The sequence below is a fragment of the Bacteroidetes Order II. bacterium genome (genome assembly GCA_016788705.1).
Taxonomy (GTDB): domain Bacteria; phylum Bacteroidota; class Rhodothermia; order Rhodothermales; family UBA2364; genus UBA2364.
This window is the reverse complement of the sequence record JAEUSQ010000038.1, coordinates 15,963-36,645: the sequence shown is the minus strand read 5'-3', so window position 1 is coordinate 36,645 and position 20,683 is coordinate 15,963. Positions and strand designations below refer to the sequence as shown.

The 20,683-nt window shown below is 47.7% G+C and carries 20 protein-coding genes; 4 read left to right on the top strand and 16 right to left on the bottom strand.

Features of this window, described 5'->3' with window-relative positions; translation table 11 throughout:
• Window positions 1–181 precede the first annotated feature (181 nt).
• The gene (gene gyrA, locus JNN12_09405; GenBank protein MBL7978547.1) at window positions 182–2,830 is read left to right on the top strand and encodes a DNA gyrase subunit A; all 2,649 of its coding nucleotides are present in this window, start codon (window positions 182–184) and stop codon (window positions 2,828–2,830) included.
• A gap of 93 nt (window positions 2,831–2,923) precedes the next feature.
• Here the strand turns inward: gyrA and trxB are convergent, their stop codons facing one another.
• The 5 genes from trxB to JNN12_09380 form a co-directional block, all read right to left on the bottom strand.
• Window positions 2,924–3,880 carry a thioredoxin-disulfide reductase gene (gene trxB / locus JNN12_09400; protein MBL7978546.1) on the bottom strand — a complete coding sequence of 319 codons (957 nt, stop codon included), beginning with the start codon at window positions 3,878–3,880 and terminating at the stop codon, window positions 2,924–2,926.
• Between the two features lie 64 nt (window positions 3,881–3,944).
• Complete coding sequence (gene trxA / locus JNN12_09395) at window positions 3,945–4,283, bottom strand: thioredoxin (protein ID MBL7978545.1); 339 nt, start codon at window positions 4,281–4,283, stop codon at window positions 3,945–3,947.
• A gap of 27 nt (window positions 4,284–4,310) precedes the next feature.
• Window positions 4,311–4,655 carry a helix-turn-helix transcriptional regulator gene (locus tag JNN12_09390; GenBank protein MBL7978544.1) on the bottom strand — a complete coding sequence of 115 codons (345 nt, stop codon included), beginning with the start codon at window positions 4,653–4,655 and terminating at the stop codon, window positions 4,311–4,313.
• An 82-nt stretch (window positions 4,656–4,737) separates the two neighbouring features.
• Entirely contained in the window at window positions 4,738–5,757 is a 1,020-nt protein-coding gene (locus JNN12_09385; protein ID MBL7978543.1) for a DUF4340 domain-containing protein, read from the bottom strand.
• A 319-nt stretch (window positions 5,758–6,076) separates the two neighbouring features.
• A complete protein-coding gene (locus tag JNN12_09380; GenBank protein MBL7978542.1) occupies window positions 6,077–6,583 on the bottom strand; it encodes a methylated-DNA--[protein]-cysteine S-methyltransferase in 507 nt (168 codons plus the stop codon).
• 46 nt (window positions 6,584–6,629) lie between these two features.
• Here JNN12_09380 and JNN12_09375 point away from each other — a divergent pair, with 46 nt between their 5' ends.
• Entirely contained in the window at window positions 6,630–7,253 is a 624-nt protein-coding gene (locus JNN12_09375; protein MBL7978541.1) for a class I SAM-dependent methyltransferase, read from the top strand.
• The gene (locus JNN12_09370; GenBank protein ID MBL7978540.1) at window positions 7,250–8,233 is read left to right on the top strand and encodes an XdhC family protein; all 984 of its coding nucleotides are present in this window, start codon (window positions 7,250–7,252) and stop codon (window positions 8,231–8,233) included. Before JNN12_09375 ends, JNN12_09370 begins: the two co-directional genes overlap by 4 nt.
• Here JNN12_09370 and JNN12_09365 read toward each other — a convergent pair.
• From JNN12_09365 to JNN12_09345, 5 genes are all read right to left on the bottom strand, one after another.
• Window positions 8,211–10,670, bottom strand: a complete 2,460-nt coding sequence (locus tag JNN12_09365) for an endonuclease MutS2 (protein MBL7978539.1) — start codon at window positions 10,668–10,670, stop codon at window positions 8,211–8,213. The genes JNN12_09370 and JNN12_09365 overlap by 23 nt on opposite strands.
• Before the next feature lie 80 nt (window positions 10,671–10,750).
• Window positions 10,751–11,713, bottom strand: coding sequence for an SH3 domain-containing protein (locus JNN12_09360; protein ID MBL7978538.1), 963 nt, complete (start codon window positions 11,711–11,713; stop codon window positions 10,751–10,753).
• 190 nt (window positions 11,714–11,903) lie between these two features.
• The gene (locus JNN12_09355; protein ID MBL7978537.1) at window positions 11,904–12,581 is read right to left on the bottom strand and encodes a 1-acyl-sn-glycerol-3-phosphate acyltransferase; all 678 of its coding nucleotides are present in this window, start codon (window positions 12,579–12,581) and stop codon (window positions 11,904–11,906) included.
• Window positions 12,578–13,516, bottom strand: a complete 939-nt coding sequence (locus JNN12_09350; protein ID MBL7978536.1) for a phytoene/squalene synthase family protein — start codon at window positions 13,514–13,516, stop codon at window positions 12,578–12,580. Before JNN12_09350 ends, JNN12_09355 begins: the two co-directional genes overlap by 4 nt.
• Window positions 13,517–13,520: 4 nt before the next feature.
• Window positions 13,521–14,330, bottom strand: coding sequence for a carotenoid biosynthesis protein (locus JNN12_09345; protein ID MBL7978535.1), 810 nt, complete (start codon window positions 14,328–14,330; stop codon window positions 13,521–13,523).
• A gap of 91 nt (window positions 14,331–14,421) precedes the next feature.
• Here JNN12_09345 and JNN12_09340 point away from each other — a divergent pair, with 91 nt between their 5' ends.
• Window positions 14,422–15,099 (top strand): WbqC family protein, encoded by a 678-nt coding sequence (locus tag JNN12_09340; GenBank protein ID MBL7978534.1) that lies wholly within the window; start codon window positions 14,422–14,424, stop codon window positions 15,097–15,099.
• Window positions 15,100–15,148: 49 nt separating this feature from the next.
• On the opposite strand, the gene JNN12_09335 is transcribed toward JNN12_09340, so the two are convergent.
• The 6 genes from JNN12_09335 to JNN12_09310 all read right to left on the bottom strand — a co-directional run bounded on the left by JNN12_09335 (window position 15,149) and on the right by JNN12_09310 (window position 20,675).
• Window positions 15,149–16,150: an FAD:protein FMN transferase gene (locus JNN12_09335; GenBank protein MBL7978533.1), complete on the bottom strand. Its 1,002-nt coding sequence runs from the start codon at window positions 16,148–16,150 to the stop codon at window positions 15,149–15,151.
• A gap of 71 nt (window positions 16,151–16,221) precedes the next feature.
• Window positions 16,222–17,472 carry an NADH:ubiquinone reductase (Na(+)-transporting) subunit F gene (locus tag JNN12_09330; GenBank protein MBL7978532.1) on the bottom strand — a complete coding sequence of 417 codons (1,251 nt, stop codon included), beginning with the start codon at window positions 17,470–17,472 and terminating at the stop codon, window positions 16,222–16,224.
• An 18-nt stretch (window positions 17,473–17,490) separates the two neighbouring features.
• Complete coding sequence (gene nqrE / locus JNN12_09325) at window positions 17,491–18,105, bottom strand: NADH:ubiquinone reductase (Na(+)-transporting) subunit E (GenBank protein ID MBL7978531.1); 615 nt, start codon at window positions 18,103–18,105, stop codon at window positions 17,491–17,493.
• A gap of 19 nt (window positions 18,106–18,124) precedes the next feature.
• Window positions 18,125–18,802 (bottom strand): NADH:ubiquinone reductase (Na(+)-transporting) subunit D, encoded by a 678-nt coding sequence (locus JNN12_09320; protein MBL7978530.1) that lies wholly within the window; start codon window positions 18,800–18,802, stop codon window positions 18,125–18,127.
• Window positions 18,803–18,808: 6 nt separating this feature from the next.
• On the bottom strand, window positions 18,809–19,525 hold the full coding sequence (gene nqrC, locus JNN12_09315; GenBank protein MBL7978529.1) for an NADH:ubiquinone reductase (Na(+)-transporting) subunit C: 717 nt from the start codon (window positions 19,523–19,525) through the stop codon (window positions 18,809–18,811).
• Window positions 19,512–20,675 (bottom strand): NADH:ubiquinone reductase (Na(+)-transporting) subunit B, encoded by a 1,164-nt coding sequence (locus tag JNN12_09310; GenBank protein ID MBL7978528.1) that lies wholly within the window; start codon window positions 20,673–20,675, stop codon window positions 19,512–19,514. Before JNN12_09310 ends, nqrC begins: the two co-directional genes overlap by 14 nt.
• Window positions 20,676–20,683: the final 8 nt, after the last annotated feature.

Genomic DNA, 20,683 nt, shown 5'->3' with positions numbered 1-20,683 from the left:
ACATTACTTTTTTTCTCAGCCGCAACGGAGTCTCGAAGAAGAACATCCCGTTGGGTATCAACTTCTTTCACCTGAAAACGTTATGATTCCTATAACGTTCTTCATGCCGCTGCGTAATCGTATTTCGTATATTAATGAGCTAACCCAAAAATGATTCATACCCCCAAACAAGGTCCTGTTTATGGCAGACGAATTGAACGAAAACGACCTCCCTTCCGACGAAACCCTAAGTTCTGATACCCCCCGCATCGTCCCAATCAATATAGAAGAAGAAATGAAGGCGGCCTACATTGATTACTCGATGTCGGTCATTGTCAGCCGTGCGTTGCCGGATGTGCGTGATGGCCTGAAGCCCGTCCATCGTCGCGTCTTGTATGGCATGGATGAACTCAGTATGGGCGCGGGCAAAGCCTATAAAAAAAGTGCCCGGATTGTAGGGGATGTGTTGGGAAAATATCACCCACATGGCGATTCTGCCGTCTATCAGACAATGGTGAGGATGGCGCAGGATTTTGCCATGCGCTACCCCTTGGTGGATGGGCAAGGGAATTTTGGTTCCATAGATGGCGACTCGGCTGCGGCCATGCGTTATACCGAGGTGCGAATGACGCGTTTGGCCGAGGAAATGTTACGCGACTTGGGCAAGGAAACCGTGGACTTTGTACCGAACTTCGATGGCTCCTTAGACGAACCCGAAGTATTGCCTGCAGCCATTCCGAACCTGTTGCTGAATGGTTCTTCTGGTATTGCTGTTGGGATGGCCACCAATATTCCGCCCCACAATTTGGGGGAATTAATAGATGGCATCATTGCCTATATTGCCGACCGTGAGATTTCCATTGCAGATCTAATGGGCTATATCCCGGCGCCTGATTTTCCGACCGGGGCCATTATTTACGGAACTGCCGGGGTAAAGGAAGCCTACCTTACGGGCAGGGGCCGTGTGGTGGTCCGTGCCAAAATGCACGAGGAAACCGTGCATGGCCGCTCAGCCTTGGTTGTGACCGAAATTCCTTATCAGGTATTGAAGTCTGGGATTATCGAAAAAATTGCCCAATTGGTACGTGATAAACGCATTGAAGGCATCCATGACTTGCGCGACGAATCCGACCGCGAAGGGATGCGCATTGTGATCGAACTGAAAAAAGACGCCATTCCGATGGTAATCCAAAACCAGTTGTATAAATTTACGGCACTTCAGTCCACCTTTGGGGTGAATACGGTGGCGTTGGTGAAAGGTCGCCCACGTACCCTGAATCTCAAAGAATGTATCCAATATTATGTGGAACACCGCCACGAAGTGGTTACGCGGCGTACCGAATATGAACTGCGGAAGGCCGAAGCACGGGCACATATTTTGGAAGGACTCCGGATAGCCTTAGACTTTTTGGATGCCGTCATTTCCATCATCCGGCATTCTCCTAATGTGGATGAGGCCCAACAAAACCTGATGGCTGGGAAGTTCCCCAACAGCCTTTCGCCCGAAGACCGTGCGATTCTCGGATTACCCACCCACAATGAGTCTCTGTTTACCCTGTCTGAACTTCAGGCCAAAGCCATTCTGGAACTGCGTTTACAACGGCTTACAGGCTTGGAACGGCAGAAAATTGAGGATGAGTATCGTGCATTGATTCAAGAAATTGAGCGATTGCGGGCAATTTTGGCTTCGGAAGCCCTGCGCATGGAAATTATTAAGCAGGAGTTGGTGGAGATTCGGACGAAATATGCCGATCCACGCCGTACCCAAATTGACCCTTCGGGCGGTGATGAATTCATCATGGAAGACCTGATCGAAGACGTAACGACCGTTGTAACGATGACCCATCAGGGCTTGATTAAGCGGACTTCGGCCTCCGAGTATAAAGCGCAAGGGCGCGGCGGAAAAGGGCTGAAAGGAGCAGGAACCCGCGATGAAGACTACATTGAACAGCTTTTTGTTTGCGGAACCCACGACTGGCTTTTATTCTTTACTGATTTTGGGAAATGTTATTGGCTTCGGGTATATGAAATTCCGGAAGGCTCCCGAACCGCAAAAGGTCGCTCTATCCGAAACCTCATCCAAATTGATCAAGATGACAAGGTTCGTGCAGTGCTTTCGGTGGATAAAAACGATTTCGCCAGTACCGAATTCAAAAATACACACTTCATTTTCTCGGTAACCAAAAATGGTACGGTTAAAAAGACCCCTCTGATGGATTATAGCCGTCCACGTATGGATGGAATTCGTGCCCAAAACATCGAAGAAGGGGACCAATTGTTGGATGTGCGTATGACCGATGGCAATGTGGATATTATCTTGGCTTCTTCTGCCGGATATGCCGTGCGCTTCGAGGAACACCGGGTGCGTCCGATGGGGCGTACTGCGACGGGTGTAAGGGGGATTTCTCTTGCCGAAGGCGAAGTAGTGGTCGGGATGATTGCTGTAACAGACCCCAGTATGATGATCCTGACCGTCAGTGCGCATGGGTATGGAAAACGGAGCCTTGTAGAGGAATATCGCTTGACCAACCGGGGTGGGAAAGGGGTTACAACCCTCAAAGCCACTGAACGGACGGGGCCATTGGTCGCCGTTCGTGGAGTGACCGATGAAGATGACTTGGTAATTGCTACGATTAATGGCTTGTTAATCCGAATTTCGGCAGCTACCATTCGTGAAACGGGAAGAACCGCAGGAGGGGTAAAACTGCTTACCCTGAAAGAAGGCGATGCTATTGCGGATGTTTCGCGGGTGGTGAAGGACGAGGAGGAAGAAAATGGGCTTGGGGGCGAAGAGGTGGCTACGAACGAAAACGGGCCAGCGCCATCGAATGATGCGCCGGAAATTGCCTAAAGCCTCTGTCACATACACGCTATTCATTCATAAAAGAGGTTATCTCATAACGAGGTAACCTCTTTTATGACGTTCGTAGAACGTGTTTGAGCACTATGCTTCTTGCTCGGATAGCCAGCGCTCGGCATCTATGGCGGCCATACAACCTGTTCCCGCCGCCGTGATGGCTTGCCGATAGACATGGTCTTGGGCATCACCGCAGGCAAAAACCCCTGGAATATTGGTATAAGTATTGCCCGAACCTGTTTTTAAATATCCGGTCGCGTCCATATCCAACTGCCCTTTAAAAACATCCGTGTTGGGCTTGTGTCCAATCGCAACAAAAAATCCGGAAACAGGCAAGGTTTGTGCGGTTCCGGTTTGTGTATTTTCGAGGGCAAGCCCAGTAACTTCCTTTTCTCCCAAAACATCCGTTACCACCGTGTTCCAGATGACTTCAATCTTTGGATTGTTTAAAACCCGCTCCTGCATGATTTTGGAAGCACGGAAGGAATCTCTCCGATGAATTAGATACACCTTCGAAGCATGGCGGGTAAGGTAGTGGGCCTCTTCCATCGCGGTATCGCCCCCACCGACAATCGCAATTTCTTGGTTTTTAAAGAATGCCCCATCGCAGGTGGCACAGGCCGAAACACCATATCCGCGCAACCGCAATTCGTTTTCAAGACCAAGGTACATGGCCGAAGCTCCTGTGGAAACAATAACCGCATCCGCAAGAACCGGAATTTCCTCATCCACCACCAATTTAAAGGGTCTTTCCGAGAAATCCACTTCCGTCACCATGCCCCAACGAAGATCCGCGCCAAATCGTGTAGCCTGATCACGGAACCGCTGCATCATCTCTGGCCCCATAATCCCTTCCGGAAAACCCGGAAAGTTTTCTACATCCGTTGTGGTCATGAGTTGTCCTCCCGGCTCAGGTCCTTCAAAAACCACAGGGCTTAAGTTTGCACGCGCCGCATACAATGCCGCTGTTAGTCCGGCTGGTCCTGTACCAATAATGACAACCTTTAGTCGCTCGGCAGTCACAAAATTTAGTTCGTTGATCATATCTGTTTTATCCAAAAAGAGAACCCGGTATCACCCGGGCAACTCTTTATTATATATAGGTTTATCAGACAACAGATCCTGCCTTTTCGATCGCCTGGTCTAAATGTGCAGCCAACTTCTTCTTAGGTACGGCGCCAATGATCTGGTCCACCACTTTGCCTTTATGGAAGACCAACAAGGTGGGGATGGAACGAATGCCGTATTGGCTGGCTACATACTGGTTTTCATCCACATTTAGTTTCACAACTTTCGCTTTGCCCGCATATTCATTGGCCAACTGCTCAACGGCCGGAGCAATCATCAAACAAGGACCACACCAAGCGGCCCAAAAATCCACCAATACAGGAACATTACTGTTTAAAACTTCGGCCTGAAAGGTTTTGTCGGTTACTGCAAGTGCCATTTTTTTATATGTTTAGGTTGATGTATGTTAATGATTAAGTTTGGAGGGCGCATGGAGGGTCTCTACATAGCGCAATTTGGCAAAGAAGACCTCGAAATCCTCGCGCATCCGCTCCCATGCTTCCAGATTGATACAATAACAGACCGAAGTGCCTTCCACTTTTCCATAGACCAGTCCTATTTGGCGCAGTTCCTTTAAGTGTGCAGAAATGGTGGGCTGTGCTAAGGGCAAGTCTAATTTGCCGCAATGTGTGGCGCCACGCTCCATCAGTTGTTCCAATATGGCAATCCGCGCTGGGTGGGCCAGAATACGTGCAAAACTGGCCAACTCGTTTTGTGGAACGCTAAATGATTCGGTATTGATTGCACCCATCTTATTTTATTGATTAATCGAAATATACAAATATTATAATGTATAAATCAAGCCCTTGCTTTGTGAAGTGTTTTCTTAGGAATTAGGGTAAAAGCAAGCCTTCTTCGCCCTCCTCTCCTCTTCGCGATTTTTTTAGCGGCTGGGTTTGGGTAGGGCCGTGCATAGGTGGAGAGGTAGTGGTTCCCGAAGTAGTAGTTGTTTCGCGAGAAAGCTGGCCGGATTCTGGGGCAATGAGCGGTAACTGTGTAGGGGAAAGCCGGAAAACATCCTTGATTCCATCTAATGTTCCGAGCACGTCTCCACTTGCAGATTCTTTTAAGACAAGCTCGCGCGTTTGTCCGGTGGTTGTTTGAATGCGTAACAAATGGGTGCCTTCTGTTTTCAGGGCGTTCGCTTGAACTTCCGTCACAAAGGCATCAGCCTTTAATGCGCCTAATCGGCGGAGCCATTTAACGGTGCTAAGGGTGTCGGCAGTGGTTCCAATGCCATTCCGGATCAATTGCCAACGACCATTGCTGTTGACCACTTCATATTTTTCATCGGGTATAGAGACCGAAATCCGCTGAATGGTCGAGATGGGTAACCGGAGGACCGTTGTAGAACGCCAATCCGACACATTGGCATTGGTAGAAAGGTTGCCTCTTGCCTGAATGACTTGTGGATCATTGCCTATCCGTAGGAAAAATGAGGCGCCATCTACGGTGGTGTTCCCTAAAATGAGGGTTCTGGTATTTTTTCCAAGCGTGAGTACGATGGTTCGGGCAGAGGATGCGACCCCATAAGCGGCGTATCTGTCGGGCGAATTGGCCACAATACTTTCTGGTTTAAGGGCCACAATTTGGTCTAATAGCCTGACAATGGCGAGTGAGTCCGCTGGACTTTGTTGGGGGCTGGTTATGTGCCATCCTGCTGCACCTTTTAGCAGTTTTAACGTGTCTTGACCCGTCACACGAATTTCGATGGCGTCAATTTCTTCGGGCTTGATGCCCCAATTAGGAAGCTTAACAGTTGACTCCTGCCCACCGAAAATGCCTGCAAAATAGCCCATTACCAGCATGGCGGCCAGTATCGAGGTGAGCAAGAGAACCTGTCCTTGTTTCATAGTTTTTTACGATTGATTAAAAGGTGTCCTTGACAAAAATATACGGTATTGATTTTACGATGAAACGATGGTTTCTAAAAAAAACAGTGGAAGTTGTCCCTATACGCCAAAACCACAACCACTCTTTTTCTTCGGACAGTTCTCTCCCATAGTGTCTTAGATCACCTTTTAAGTTTGTAAAAACAAAATTTAAGGCAAATGGATTGATGAACGTCGCAAAGCATCCAAAAGCGTGGCATGGCCCATCTTGCCTCGGCTTTATACTCGTTTTTTTTTTGAGACCGCTCTCTAGCGATAACAGTAATGCATTTCCCCGCTTTTAAAACAAGGTAAGTACCCCTTTCGCCCATTTGGCTTCGTGATTTAAAAGCCAGTCTTTGCGCCAAATTCCCCCACCATATCCAGTAAGTTGGCCATTCTTTCCGATCACGCGGTGGCATGGAACAACAATACTGAGGTTGTTTCGACCATTCGCTGTGCCAACAGCCCGTATGGCTTTGGTGTCTCCGATGCGCTGTGATAGTTCAAGGTATGAAAGGGTTTCCCCGTAGGGAATATGCATCAGTTCCTGCCAAACCCGCAGTTGGAAATTGGTTCCGGTTTGCTGCATGGGGAAAGAAAACGTGCGTAGCCGTCCGGAAAAATAGGCATTAAGTTCCTCTATGGCTGTCTGGAGGTGAGGTGGCAGATCGGGGCTTGATGGTTGGCGAATGGGCGAGGCCCCCTTTCCGCCCTCAAAATAAAGGGCTGTGACAAATTGGTCATTTGCCCGAATTTCAAGTGGTCCGATGGGGGCATCTAAATAAAAAAAGAAGTGATTTGTCATATCTTCCGGGTTCCTACTTTAAACAACCAACAAGGTAAGTTGTCTGATGAATGATTTCCAACGCCTAAAGCGAAAAATTCGGCACATGCTGCACACATGGCGGGGTTTAGATTTGATGGTGAATATGTATAACGATGAGACAGGCGTACCACTTGAACAAGGATATTGGTATGCGTCGTCTGCCGAACTTCCGGAACTGAAGCGCTTGCTGAAGGAACTGAAGCCACGTAAAAACGATGCCCTCCTTGACGTGGGTTGCGGAAAAGGGGCGGCCCTCCTCTTATTCCAAAAGGCAGGATTTGGAACGGTAGAGGGGGTGGAATTGTCTGAACGATTGGTGGATATTGCCCGTAGAAACATGCAAATTCTTCGCCAAGACATCTTTATTCATCATGCGGATGCCAAAACCTTTACCGACTTTGACCGATTTTCGCACCTATACTTTTTTAATCCGTTCCCAGAGTCGGTGATGTCGTGTGTGATGCGCCATGTTATGGCTTCGTTGTTACGTAATGACCGCCCTTTAACCATTCTCTATTACAACCCAACGTGCCACGAGGCGATCATGGCCGGCGGTGCGTTTCGGTTAGACAAAACCCTTCTCACCTCCGACCTCCACCACTGGATATACACGTATGTGCATAATCCTGAAAATAATAATCCGTTATGAAGCCCTCACCTCGTTATGAAACCACCGATTTCTGGAAAAAAGTTGCTGAAGAACTCTCGCGCAGACAAGTGGTTCAGCTAATGGTGGTAGTGCAAAGCAGCGGAAGTAGTCCGGGGAGGGCAGGCTTTAAAATGGCAGTCACCAAAGAAACGCTCTGGGGAAGCATTGGCGGTGGGATAATGGAGATGAATATGGTCGCAGAAGCCCGGAAGCGGCTTGATGCTGCCGAAGTGACAACCATTTTACGCAAACAAGTACATCGAAAAAATGCCCCCGAAGCCAGTGGGATGATTTGCTCTGGCGAACAGATGATAGTGTTTATGTCTTTGTTTCATAAAGACTTATTGGTGGTTAATAAAATATTAAACTGCTTTCAATACCAAAATACAGGGCTTAGAATCACTCCCACAGGTTTGCACTTGGTAGCAAAAACGTCGGTCTTAACCTCGGAATTTGACCGCTCGGCAGATGGTTTTACGTACACCGAGAGATTGGATCAGCGACCGCAGTTATTTCTAATTGGTGGTGGGCATTGTGGTCTTGCCTTGTCGGAACTGATGGCAAAACTGGGATTTTGTGTCCGCTTGTTTGATAACCGCCCCCACTTGAACACAATAGCCGCAAATCATTTTACCGAAGAGGTCACGATTTTGGATTATACCACCATCTCCTCATACATTCCCGAAGGCGCTCAGCACTATGTGGTGGTGATGACGCTGGGTTTCCATACCGATGAGGTTGTGATGCGGCAGCTACTGGGGAAGACATTTGCGTATTTGGGTGTTCTAGGAAGTGTTGCTAAAATGAAAACACTCCTTCATAAACTCCGAAAAGAAGGGTTTTCTGAACAGGCATTGGCGTTAGTACATACACCCATTGGCCTTCCAATACACTCAAAAACTCCGATGGAGATTGCTGTGAGCATCGCCGCTGAAATCATTCAGGTCAAGAACGAACCTAATCCAGCCAGACATAGGTGACACCAGGCCCCCCCAAATCCCAGGGGGCTTCCTCGAACCGCGAAACACCATTGTAGTGGGACAGCAAGTCTTTGAGCGCCAATCGGAGCGCACCTGTACCTGTTCCATGTAGAATTTCCAATCGGTTCAGGTTGGCAGCCACAGCATCGTCTAAAAATTGTGTTACGATCATTTTGGCGTCTTCCACACGTTGGCCACGAATGTCTAAATGGATGCGGGCACGGCCCGTGGATAAAGCGTCGGTACTGGCATATTGGTGTCGGACGGTTACGGTTTGTTTTTGCCGTCCTGCCACTTTGCGTAATTGGTTCAATTTGGCTTTTATTTTCATCGAGCCTTGGGCCACCAAGGCATTATTGCCCACAATTTCCAATACTTCGGCTGGGGTGGTTCCTTCTCCGACAACCACTTGATCTCCTACCCGAATGGTGGTTGACAGGGCCTCTGGTTTTTTGGGTGCCTTTTTGGGTTCGTTGGCTGGCGGAGATTTTTGGCGTTGGGCTTCTTGCAAGACTTCACGGGCCTGTACGCGCTTTTCCAAGTTGGTTTGATACCGTTTTACAAGGTCTTTGGTTGCTTCAAGTTGTTGACGGGCCATTTTGGTTCGTTCCGCTTCGGCCTGGGCTTCCCGAATTTCCCGGATGGTGCGTTCTACTTCGGCATTCGCCTGATCCAAAACCTTTTGTGCTTCGTTGAGGGCGTCTTTACGAATTTGGTCTTTCACTTGCTCGAGATGAAGACGGCGTGTTTCGTATTGGTTACGGCTGGCTTCTAATGCAGCTTTTTCTTCCGAAAGTTTTTTTAGTTGTGCCGATAAGTCTTCGTTCTTACGCGCAAAATCATGTAAAAGGTTTTCAAAAGAGGCCTGCTGAGTTCCCATTAATCCACGCGCCCGCTCGATAATGGCGGTGGGTATGTGAAGGCGTTCGGCCATTTCAAAGGCATAAGACGACCCCGGAATACCTGTTTGGAGGCGATAAGTGGGCGTGATATTGGCTTCATCGAAGCTCATGGCCCCATTTTCTACACCAGGCGTTTCGTGGGCAAAAACCTTTAGTGCCCCGTGATGGGTGGTGACGATGACCGTTGCCCCAAGGCGATGAAAATGTTCGAGCATGGATTGCGATAAAGCCACTCCCTCGGAGGGATCGGTTCCGGTTCCCGCTTCATCAATCATAATCAAGGTGCGGGCATTTGCCTCGGTCAACATGTGGCGCAAATGGGTAAGGTGTGAGCTAAACGTGGAAAGGTCATTTTCAATGCTTTGTTCGTCGCCTATATCGGCAAAAACAGCCTGAAATAAACATACATCCGAGGCATCGCCATGGCATGGAATAGGCAGACCGTAGGCCACCATCAGCGCCAATAATCCTACGGTCTTCATGGCTACCGATTTGCCGCCTGCATTAGGCCCGGTAATGATGAGGGAACGGAAATCTTCGCCCAAAGTGAGGTCTAATGGTATAATGTTTTTTTTCTCCTGCGCATACCGCAAAACCAGCATTGGGTTTTTGGCTTTTTTGAGCTTAAAAATCCCTTGTTCATTCAGTTGTGGAACCGTTCCGCCCAAGGCATTCGCCAGCCGCGCCTTCGCCAAGACAAAGTCGAATTCGCCTAATGTTTCCACACTGTTTAAGAGGGCTGGGGCCACACTTCTTAGTTCGGTACAGACATCGCGTAGAATCCGTTCAATTTCACGCCTTTCCTCGGTTTCAAGTTCGCGAAGATCGTTGTTTAGTTCCATGACGGCGGCAGGCTCGATGTATGCCGTATGCCCCGTTGCCGAGACATCATGAAGGAATCCGGTCACTTTTCGTTTGGCCTCTGCCTTTACCGGAATAACCAAGCGGCCATTTCGGATCGTGGGCTGGTCATCCGCAGCAAAGCCCTCTTTTTCTGCCCGTCGGAGTTCGGCCATCACACGCGACCTGAGTTCACCTTGAATACGCAAGAGATTCCGACGAATGCGCCGCAATTCCGGGGAGGCATCGTCCTTGATTTGTCCGGTATCGTCCACTGTTTCACCAATGCGTCGCTCTAACGTTTTTTGTGGGTAGAGTCCCAATGCAACTTCTTGTAAGGCAGGGTATTTGGTTCTTCGTGCCTCCAGATATGACTTCAGGCGACGGGTATTTCCCACGATATGCCCAACACCCAAAAGGGCTTCTGGCTGCATAAACGCACCTTCCGGTAAAATGAAACGAACCACTTCGCGGATGTCTGGCAAGGCGGTGAGTGGCAACGCATCGTCGAAGGTGAGGAGGGCCTGGGCCTCCGAAACCTGACGGAGGCTATGCTGAACAACCCGAATGGAGGTACTTGGTAGCATCTCCTCTACCCGTTCTTGGCCCATCCGACTGAGCGTATAGGCATCTAATTTTTGTCGGAGTACATCAAACCCCAGTTTTTGTTCAATGTTTTGTGGATATAGCTTCATGCTTTATGCGTATGCCTGCGTATCAAAAAAAGAGCCTGCACTGGGCAGACTCCGGAATCATGAAATGGGAACGAGTGCCCTTAGTTCACCTTCTGGTCTATTTGTGAAAGAAGATCCAAAACCTCTGCTTTAATGGGGTTCACCGTCCCATTTACTGCTCGCCGAAACGCATCGTAGGTGGATTGAAAGTCTTTTCTTTGCCCTGGATAAAAGACCTCATTGATGTATGGTTCTTCCAATTGTAAAATGCTCGATAGCCATTCTGAAACTTGGTTGAGGGCTTCCTTTACATGAACCCCCTTCGGATATCGGCGTAGATATTCGCCAATAGTGACGTTAAAATAACCCAAGTTACACGAAAGGTCCCCTTCGCATTCACCTCCTAATGGTACTTGAGAAGCCTCCCAAGCGATACGTTCTCCGATGGCAGCATTTTTGTATTTGGTGGCTAAATTCCAAAATACTTCCGGTTTTAATAAATACTGTGCCGAAATCTCGTCATAGAAGAGGGACTTGGCTTCATGGCGCTGGGCCCATGATTTATAAGGCTCCGGATAAGTTCCGGTGTTGGTATCCATGAGCATCAAAGGTGCTGCACGTTTAAGGGCAAGCAAGCGGCTCATTTCCAATTCACCAACCAAAGGTGGACTTTTTATCTCGCGAATAGCCCGCTCGGTAAACACCACCAAATCAGCTTCATCTAAAAAATTGGTCGCCTCTGTTGCAAGCCGAGACCGCACCAATTCCATATAAATGACTTGTTTTTGGGAAGCCACATAGGGCTTAAGAAAGGCACCAAAAACCCAGCCCGTTAGCGTGGGTGTAGAGATCTGATACCAAAAATCGGTTTTTCCACCAATGGTTGTTTTGGTAACCGATTTTCCTTTCTGTACCACAATAACGCCCAGTCCCAATTTACCTAATTCGGTAGCCGAAACATCAGAAGCCTGACGAACCCGAATGTTCGAGCCGATCACGATCCACTGGGTTTGTGCTTGTACGCTGCTCGCGAACAGTACACATAAAAGAAAATACTTTAGCATAGGATGATGAGTTACGGAGAATGTGCAAGACCAAATATTGCCGAACCTGCCCCGGTTATAAAAAGTCAATTACCCTTGGTAACTGCTCGGAGACCCGAATATACTTTTACCTAAGCGAGTAAAAAAATGATTCGTCTAAAAATATGCTCGAAAGGGGCTTTAGAACGATTCAACAGCGGACGAACGCAAACTACTTGGGGTAATGACGAAAAAAGTACCGCATCCACCGAAAGTTCCTGTTTGGTTTTATCGGATGTGACAATACAATACGCGGGGAGGCGGTTTGGGGCTGTGTAAGTTGATGTAATAATTCTTGTAGCCGTTCGGCCTCCCTTCCATCGGGTTGGTTATGGGCCTCGCCAACCTTTAGCAACAAGGTTGGACGTTCACCCGTCCACCAAGTAACATGAATGGCAACAGGGCAAAGCAGCAAATGAGGCATTTTACGGGAAAGGCGCTGTAAGATTTTGGGAGAAAAAGGCAACACCCCCTCTTCTGGCGGATGTTGGCGAGCTTCTGGAAAAATGTAAAAATCCCAATCAGGATGTTTGTCCAAGAGTTCGACTGTTCGGTTCATGGTTTCGATTTGGGCCTTGGGTTGGTTCCGAGGAAAAGGTAATCCGCCTAAAAGTCCTAAAAAGGGGAAGTCTTCCCAACGTTCCATCCAAACAACACCGCGTCGTTGGCGTATCTCATAAATCATCAGCCAGACAAGGTGTCCATCAAAGTGGGTATGATGGTTAAGGTAAAAGAGGGTGGGTTGATTGATTAGGTGCTCTGCTCCAAATAGTGCCACTTGTTCGATCCCATCCAGAAGTCCTCTTCGCATGGCGGCACTCCAAAACCGGCTAAAAAGGGATAACCTCATGATGGCGTAGAAAACAAAGGAGGGTAAATTCTTTTTGGATGATTATGGGGAAGCAAAGCATCTCTGCGACGATAATAATCATTGTCCAATACCAAGCGTATTTTCCGGGTTGTGGGGACGTATGCCCTTCGGGTTAGGTTGTTGTACTCGTTTTGCCGCACTTCGTTCAATATTTCTCGGTACAACCTTGCGGCAGCCCGAATACCACCCCGAACACGTGCAGGAAGCCGATGAATCCCCTTAAATCCCTCTATGTAAAGTTGCTCGGCCAACTGCATCATCCGTTCCATGAGGTGGGCATATCCAGCAGGTGGCAGGTCTTGGCATAACGTTTGGCGCGAAAAGCCAGACTCGCTTAGCCAACTTTCTGGAATGTAGATGCGGTCTAAGGTACGGATGTCTTCCCCTACATCGCGAATAATGTTGGTGACTTGCATTGCGTTGCCCAGTGCGCGTGCGGTTGGTTCTAATACCATCCGATCATCTTGTGACCGTACCAAAAAAGGCAACATCATCGCACCCACACAACCAGCCACCAAATTGGCGTATGAAAGCAAGTCGTCTTCAGAATAGACTTTCTGATCTGTCAGATCCCATCTCGCGCCTTCGATAAGTTCTTGCATGGGCTTATGTGACAAGGTAAACTGCTCATGAATGACCGAAAGTCGTCGCCAAAAGGGTTCCGTAGGAGGCTTTCCAGCAAACACACCCAATAGATGGTCTTCCACCTGCGCCAATTCTGATAACGCCTGTTTTTTTCCTGCTCGTAGGGCCATTTCATCCGCAATATTGTCTATTATCCGACAATACCTGTATAAGGTAGCAACGGGCATCCGAATTTCGGAGGGCAAAAGATGCGTGGCCATTGAAAACGTGCGCGAGTGACGCCTAAAGTCTTGCCAAATGGCAGTTTCAGAGAGGGGCATCTGGAGCATAGAGCTATTCCTCTGCTGTTACTTGGTGTTCATAAGCCCAAACGGCCAAAAGTGGGATAATGGAAGCAAAGAGGCCAAACCCGAAGGCCGCTACTTTTAAGGAAACCAACGAGACCAAAAATGGAAAAGCAGCATTTAGAAACCAAAGCCGGGGCACCCATGGGGTGAGGGTGGGGCGGATGCCATGCCCCAGATACTCAAACCCTACCATAATAATCAGGGCCGATACAAACCACCCCAGCCAGTTCTCCGGAGGCATTCCAAAGAAAAAACCGCCATCAGGAAACACCCAAAAGGTCTGGGCATAACTCATCGCCGGGTCTAAGCTGAAATCCCACAAAACCATAAACAAAGAAGCCGCCAATACACGCTGCATGCCTTTAAGCGATAGGCGAGTGGCCAAATCGAAAGATAAAAGACCCATAGCGTACCATGCTGGTGGGATGAAATACGGGACAAGATCCAAAATCTTAGGACCTAACAGATCGGTATAAAAGTATTTTCCAAATGGAAATCCGGTGGCGGTCCCCAAAAGTTCCATCACGGTTCCTACAAAAACCGCCCAACTTAAAAAGAAGAGGGATTTATGAAGCCCCAAATGTGGATAATAGAGCAGCCAAACCGTAACGGGCATTAACAACATGTAGATCCACGTAGGAATTTTGATGAGCCAAGATAGTATAGGTGCAAAAAAAGCCGTAACAGGCGGGATGTAGAGGAGCAACATGCCTATCAAACTGAAGGCAATGGTTCCCAAAAAAACCAAAACCGACCATCGAAAATAACGATCTTGAATGTAGGGGTTTTTGATCATCTTTTTTTACCAAAATACTTATTTGGTAGGCGCTATAAAAACACGTTGCCAAACACCTGAACGCTTTTTACCAACCATTGATCGCATTCTAATGAAGACCTTCACAGCCATTTGTATCCCCGATTTTTTTCCGCGTATTTCGGTCTTTTCTACCATTCTACAAGCAGATCGGGTGATTTTGGCAGATACGTTCCAGTACAGCCGACAATCTTACCAGAACAGAACTTCTATTCGCACCGATACGGGAGTTGCTTGGCTTTCAGTACCGGTGCGGTATCGGTTTGGTGATCCGATTCATGCGGTTACTTTTGAAGATGCCCAACTAAAATGGCGTGAATCGCACCTCAAAACCTTACAGAACCACTATCGGTCATCTGCGATGTATGACTATTATGAATCTTCTTTGGCATCATTTTATGCCGAGCCTTACACCACACTTGGGCAACTCAGTGCCGCTTCTTTGCGCTGGTTGTGCAAGGCTTTGGCATACGAAGTAACCATCGAGTGCATGTCGGACTGGGGCAACAATCCACCGACGAACCTAAATGAATTGAGTATGGCATGGCTAAAACCTCTTCTGACCACCAAGGAAGCAGCCATGTTTGCTGTAAAGGCTGGTCTCAACGTGCATTTTGTGGATTGGAAGCCCGTGGTTTATCGCCAGGTGTATGCCGGATTTTACCCAGACCTGAGTATGTTGGATCTATTGTTTAACTATGGCCCCGAAGCCTTATCGTACCTGAAAGGTTTTCCAGTGCAGACACCATAGGTTGCAATCATTTTTCCAACATCCTTTAGGTGCGTACCTTTGAAGTGGCTTATTCGGCTAAATATTTTTTAAACCCTTCCGACATTTTTACTTGTAAGCCTCCCTTTTCGTCGCCAAATATCATGAATACTTCTAAGGGCTTCCCTTTGATGAAGGATAAGGTTTTTTCAACACCCATCACCATAAAGGCGGTGGCATAGGCATCCGAAGTGGCGCAATCATTGGCGATAACCGATACACTCAAGAGGTTGTGTTTTACAGGATATCCGGTTTTTGGATCAATGGTGTGGGAATATTTTACACCATTCCGGATGTAGAACTTCCGGTAACTTCCCGAAGTGGACAATGCTTTGTTGCTTAGGTTCACAATCGCTTGTAAGGGACGGCCTTCGGTCTCTTGATCGGTAGGTTTGTCTATTCCAATACGCCATAACGTGCCATCAGGTTTTTTTCCTTTTGTAAAAACCTCACCGCCTAACTCTACCATATAATGCTCTATGCCTTTGCTTTCCAAAAACTGCCCCACTAGGTCAACCGTATATCCTTGGGCAATAGCATTAAAATCAATTTGCATCCCTTTACGTTTGACCACCGCCTGATTGCCGGAAAGTTTCAGGTCTTTATAGCCAATCAACGCCCGCAAGCTATCCACTTTGCGAGGGGGCATGGTTGTTTCACCCTTCTTAAAGCCAAATCCCCAGGCGCCTACCAAAGGCCCCACCGAGACATCAAAGGCCCCATCGGTGGCTTCCGAAACTTCCATACTCTTCCGGAAAACCTGCTCGAACATAGGGTCGAGTACGTGTACCGCATCTCGGTTAATTTTAGAAATGGTAGAAGTCGTATCCCAGGTGGACATGCTTTTGTTGACCGCCGTAAAGAGGCTATCTAACGGCTTGGAAAAGTCCCGTTGTGCAGAATCTGTGTAGCGAATGGAGAACGTGGTTCCTTGTGCCTCCCCACTCAACTCTACCAAATGATCACCAGAAACCTTATTGGATTGGCAGCCGGCCAACCCAATAGCAAACAAGATGAATAGAAGATGTTTCATTTGTGTACGTGTTTCACAAAAAAAGCCTGTGCGGAAAACATTCTACACAGGCTTGGCTGGTTTGGTTTTGGCTAACTACCGAAGTCGTCGAATGCGATTTTCTCTTTCGGGACGCCCAAACTGTCTAACATCTTATCAACGGCAGAGAGCATCATGGGTGGTCCACAAAGGTAATACTCAATGTCTTCCGGCGCTTCGTGTTTACCAAGATAATTGTCTAAGACTACTTGGTGGATGAAGCCCACATACCCCGTCCAATTGTCTTCCGGTAAAGGTTCGGAAAGGGCAATATTAAACTGGAAATTTGGGAATTCGCGCTCGATGGCCCGGAAGTGTTCTTCGTAGAATATCTCCCGTTTGCTCCGTGCTCCATACCAATACGATACTTTCCGTCCGGTCTTAAGGGTATGAAATAAATGGAAAATTTGCGAGCGTAGTGGGGCCATGCCTGCGCCACCACCAATATACACCATTTCGTTTCCAGTGTCCTTGATGTGGAATTCGCCGTAAGGACCGCTAATGGTTACTTTATCGCCCGGTTTGCGGGAAAATACATAGGAAGAACAAATTCCTGGCGGCACGTCTTTCCAGCCATTCTTTGCACGATCCCAAGGCGGTGTGGCCAAACGGATATTCAACATAATCACATTGCCTTCTGCTGGATGGTTGGCCATAGAGTAAGCCCGGAAAATCGGCTCGTCCGTCTTCAACTTCAAGTCCCAAATTTTGTACTTGTCGTAGTCATCCCGAAAACGATCCGGAATATTGTACAGGTCTTGCTTAAATTCCAGATCCAACTCCGGCACATCCAGCTGGATATATCCGCCCGAATCAAAATCAAGGGTTTCACCTTCCGGCAACTTCACCACAAACTCCTTGATATACGTAGAAACATTGTCGTTGGATGTAACCGTGCATTCCCACTTTTTGACCCCGAACACCTCGTCCGGAATCACGATTTCCATGTCTTCTTTCACCTTTACCTGACACGCCAAGCGTTCTTTTTCGGCTACTTGACGACGGTTGAGGTGGTTCGTCTCCGTGGGGAGTACGTCACCGCCGCCAGAGAGCACTTTGCACTTACACATGGCGCAGGTTCCGCCGCCGCCACAAGCCGAGGCCAAAAAAAGTTTTTGCTCGGCCAAGGTTGTTAAAAGGGTACTACCTGGTTTAACTGTAATGGCTTCGTCGGCTTTACCGTTGATGATAATCTTGACATCTTTACTCGGAAGTAATTTTTCCTTTGCCGTAAGGATCAGGAAAACCAAAATCAGGATGACCAATAAAAAGACCGCAATGCTACCTGCAAGTATCGTAAACATGATTTTAGCGACTTTATTTTACAGTTGAATACCGGCAAAACTAAGGAATGCCAAAGCCATAAGTCCGGTGATGATCATGGCAATGCCCAGCCCTTTCAGAGGGTCTGGAATGTGAGAATAACGCAATTTTTCTCGGACAGCGGCCAAGGCCACAATGGCAAGGAAGAATCCTATACCCATACCCAGCGAGAAAACAGTCGTTTCAGCAAAATTATACTCTCGCTCCTGCATAAACAAGGCTGCGCCCAAAATGGAGCAGTTCACGGTGATCAGGGGTAAGAAAATACCGAGCGAATTGTACAAGGCGGGCAAAAACTTCTCGATAATCATTTCTACCAGTTGCACCATTCCAGCAATCACCGAGATAAAAAGAATAAAAGCCAGGAACGTAAGGTCCACACCCGCCAAACTGGGGTGAATCCAAGCCAAGGCATCTTCTTTAAGCAGATACGTGAGAATCAGATAGTTGGCCGGGGTTGTAAGTACCATCACAAAGATGACCGCAATGCCCAGCCCAAAGGCCGTTTTAATGGATTTTGACACAGCCAAGAATGAACACATCCCCAAGAAAAATGCAAAAATGGCATTTTCCACAAAGATGGACTTGACCAATATGCCTGCAAGATGTTCCATATATTAATTGTTTAAAACTTTAAGACACATTGATAAGTTTGGGGTTTCGGCTTCGCTGCCACCAAATGATGCAACCGATAATAAATAAGGCGGCAGGCGGAAGCATCATCAAGCCATTGTTCACATACCCCATGTCATATAGAAATTGCGGGATGACTTTGAAGCCCAACAGGGTTCCAGATCCAAAGATTTCGCGCACGATGCTTACTGCTATCAGAATGAGTCCATACCCCAATCCATTACCTATACCATCCAAAAATGAAGGCCAAGGTTTTTGGCTCATGGCATAGGCTTCTAAACGTCCCATCACAATACAGTTGGTGATAATCAGTCCAACGAAGACCGAAAGTTTTTTGGAGACATCATACATATACGCCTTCAAAACCTGATCCACCAACGTTACCAACGTTGCTACCACTACCAATTGGACAATAATGCGGATACGTCCCGGAATGCGGTCGCGAATGCTTGCGATGATAAGATTTGAAAAAGCCGTTACAAAGACCACACCTAAGGTCATGATAATGGCAGGTTTTACCTGAACCGTAACCGCCAAGGCAGAACAAATTCCCAATACCTGAACCGAGACTGGATTGTTGTCATCTAACGGATCAAAAAGGGCTTTTCGGTTTTTTTTGGAAAACAGGGCCTCTTTCGGTGCTGCTTGCTTTACCGGCGCATTTACTTCTGCACTCATAAGGGTTTATGGTTTAGCGTTAGATGTTAATTTCTCGAAATAGGGTAGATAGGGCTTCAAACACTTTGATAACATGGCATCCACCCCATTCGACGTAATCGTTCCGCCGGAGATTGCATCTACCATGTGGGCTGGTCCGGCTTCCACTTTTTGGCCTTTCTTGACGACACGTACCGAGACAAAATTGTTTTGCTCATCTACGATGGTTTTTCCTTCGAAGGGCTTTTGGAACATATCGGTAGAGATTTCTGCACCAAGACCAGGAGTTTCCCCTTTGTGGTCAAAAACAGCACCATAAACGGTCTTGAAATCATCTTTCACCGAGACATAGCCCCAAATAGGACCCCAAAGCCCCACCCCATGAAGAGGAACGACATAATATTTTTTCCCGTCTTTACCTGTATAAACATACAAAGGAAGTTGGCGTTCGTTTTCAGGTTTTTCGTATTCGTCTTTCAACGCCAAATCAAAGGCTTTTAATCCCGAAATCGTTTCTCCTTTTGCATTAATCACCAATTCCGCTACGTTTTGGGTGTAATACGTCACCACTTCGTTCGGATTGGTTGGTTTGGCGTGTACGGCCCGGAGAATGTCGGATCGTTTCTCAAGGGCAACATTGGCTTCTTGCTGCGGACGTAAACCTTCCGAGGCAAAAGCAAGAAGCACGGCGGCAATTACGGTGAGTATGGCCGCAAAGGCGAAGGTGTAATTATTGGAGTGCACGTTTTAGTCGTTTATTGATGTTCCGTTGAACCACAAAATGGTCAATCAATGGAGCAAACACGTTAAAGAACAAAATACTGAGCATCATTCCTTCTGGGTACGCAGGGTTGAACACCCGAAGCATTACCGTAAAGGCTCCGATGAGGAAACCATAAATCCATTTTCCAGATTCGGTTTGTGCCGCAGAAACGGGATCGGTGGCCATATACACCGCACCAAAGGCAAACCCGCCCATAATGAGGTGATAGTACGCGGGTGCGTGCATAATGTGGGTAGGGGCATCGGCGGGTGCCAGTACATTCATAAAAAGACCCATCAGATAACCACCCAAAAACACCGAAAGAATGATCCGCCAACTACCTACGCCTGTGTAAATCAGATATGCAGCACCTATGAGGGCCATTAGCGTACTGGTTTCACCGATGGAACCTTTCTCAAAGCCCATAAACATATCCCACGGCGAAGGGGTTGCCGTGAAATTCGCATCCACTACCGCCAAAGATGTTGCACCGGAATACCCATCTACGAGCGCACGGCCTGCTTCGGGCGTTAAGTCCACCCAGACCTCACCACTCAGATAAGCTGGAAAGGCGAAGAACAAGAATGCACGGGCGAGAAGGGCTGGATTCATGAAGTTCATCCCTGTTCCGCCAAAAACCTCTTTTCCCAACACCACACAAAAAATGGAAGCCAAAGCGACCATCCAAAGTGGCGTTGTAACTGGAAGCGTTAAAGGGATGAGCATACCTGTGACCAAATAACCTTCATTCACTGCATGGCCCCGCATTTGTGCAAACAAAATCTCAACCCCTAAGCCAGCACCATAAGACACAATCAGCAGGGGGGCTATTTTGATTAGGCCAAACAATAGGTTTTCAGTATGGCTACTTTCTACACCAAAGGCAAGATAGTGCTGGTAGCCGATATTCCACATGCCAAAGAGGAGGGTGGGCAAGAGGGCAATAATCACCGTAAACATGGTGCGTTTTAAGTCCACTGCGTCCCGAATATGTACACCGCCCTGTGTGGTATGGTTGGGCACAAATAAAAAAGTCTCGATGGCATTGTAAGCGGCATGGAATTTTTCCAGTTTGCCACCTTTTTCAAAGTTGGGCTGAACTTTGTCTAACAGATTTCGGAGTGCTTTCACGTTTCTTT

Coding starts and splice junctions, on each gene's coding strand:
- gyrA (MBL7978547.1), top strand. CDS start 182: ATGGCAGACGAATTGAACGAAAACGACCTCCCTTCCGACGAAACCCTA.
- trxB (MBL7978546.1), bottom strand. CDS start 3,880: ATGATCAACGAACTAAATTTTGTGACTGCCGAGCGACTAAAGGTTGTC.
- trxA (MBL7978545.1), bottom strand. CDS start 4,283: ATGGCACTTGCAGTAACCGACAAAACCTTTCAGGCCGAAGTTTTAAAC.
- JNN12_09390 (MBL7978544.1), bottom strand. CDS start 4,655: ATGGGTGCAATCAATACCGAATCATTTAGCGTTCCACAAAACGAGTTG.
- JNN12_09385 (MBL7978543.1), bottom strand. CDS start 5,757: ATGAAACAAGGACAGGTTCTCTTGCTCACCTCGATACTGGCCGCCATG.
- JNN12_09380 (MBL7978542.1), bottom strand. CDS start 6,583: ATGACAAATCACTTCTTTTTTTATTTAGATGCCCCCATCGGACCACTT.
- JNN12_09375 (MBL7978541.1), top strand. CDS start 6,630: ATGAATGATTTCCAACGCCTAAAGCGAAAAATTCGGCACATGCTGCAC.
- JNN12_09370 (MBL7978540.1), top strand. CDS start 7,250: ATGAAGCCCTCACCTCGTTATGAAACCACCGATTTCTGGAAAAAAGTT.
- JNN12_09365 (MBL7978539.1), bottom strand. CDS start 10,670: ATGAAGCTATATCCACAAAACATTGAACAAAAACTGGGGTTTGATGTA.
- JNN12_09360 (MBL7978538.1), bottom strand. CDS start 11,713: ATGCTAAAGTATTTTCTTTTATGTGTACTGTTCGCGAGCAGCGTACAA.
- JNN12_09355 (MBL7978537.1), bottom strand. CDS start 12,581: ATGAGGTTATCCCTTTTTAGCCGGTTTTGGAGTGCCGCCATGCGAAGA.
- JNN12_09350 (MBL7978536.1), bottom strand. CDS start 13,516: ATGCTCCAGATGCCCCTCTCTGAAACTGCCATTTGGCAAGACTTTAGG.
- JNN12_09345 (MBL7978535.1), bottom strand. CDS start 14,330: ATGATCAAAAACCCCTACATTCAAGATCGTTATTTTCGATGGTCGGTT.
- JNN12_09340 (MBL7978534.1), top strand. CDS start 14,422: ATGAAGACCTTCACAGCCATTTGTATCCCCGATTTTTTTCCGCGTATT.
- JNN12_09335 (MBL7978533.1), bottom strand. CDS start 16,150: ATGAAACATCTTCTATTCATCTTGTTTGCTATTGGGTTGGCCGGCTGC.
- JNN12_09330 (MBL7978532.1), bottom strand. CDS start 17,472: ATGTTTACGATACTTGCAGGTAGCATTGCGGTCTTTTTATTGGTCATC.
- nqrE (MBL7978531.1), bottom strand. CDS start 18,105: ATGGAACATCTTGCAGGCATATTGGTCAAGTCCATCTTTGTGGAAAAT.
- JNN12_09320 (MBL7978530.1), bottom strand. CDS start 18,802: ATGAGTGCAGAAGTAAATGCGCCGGTAAAGCAAGCAGCACCGAAAGAG.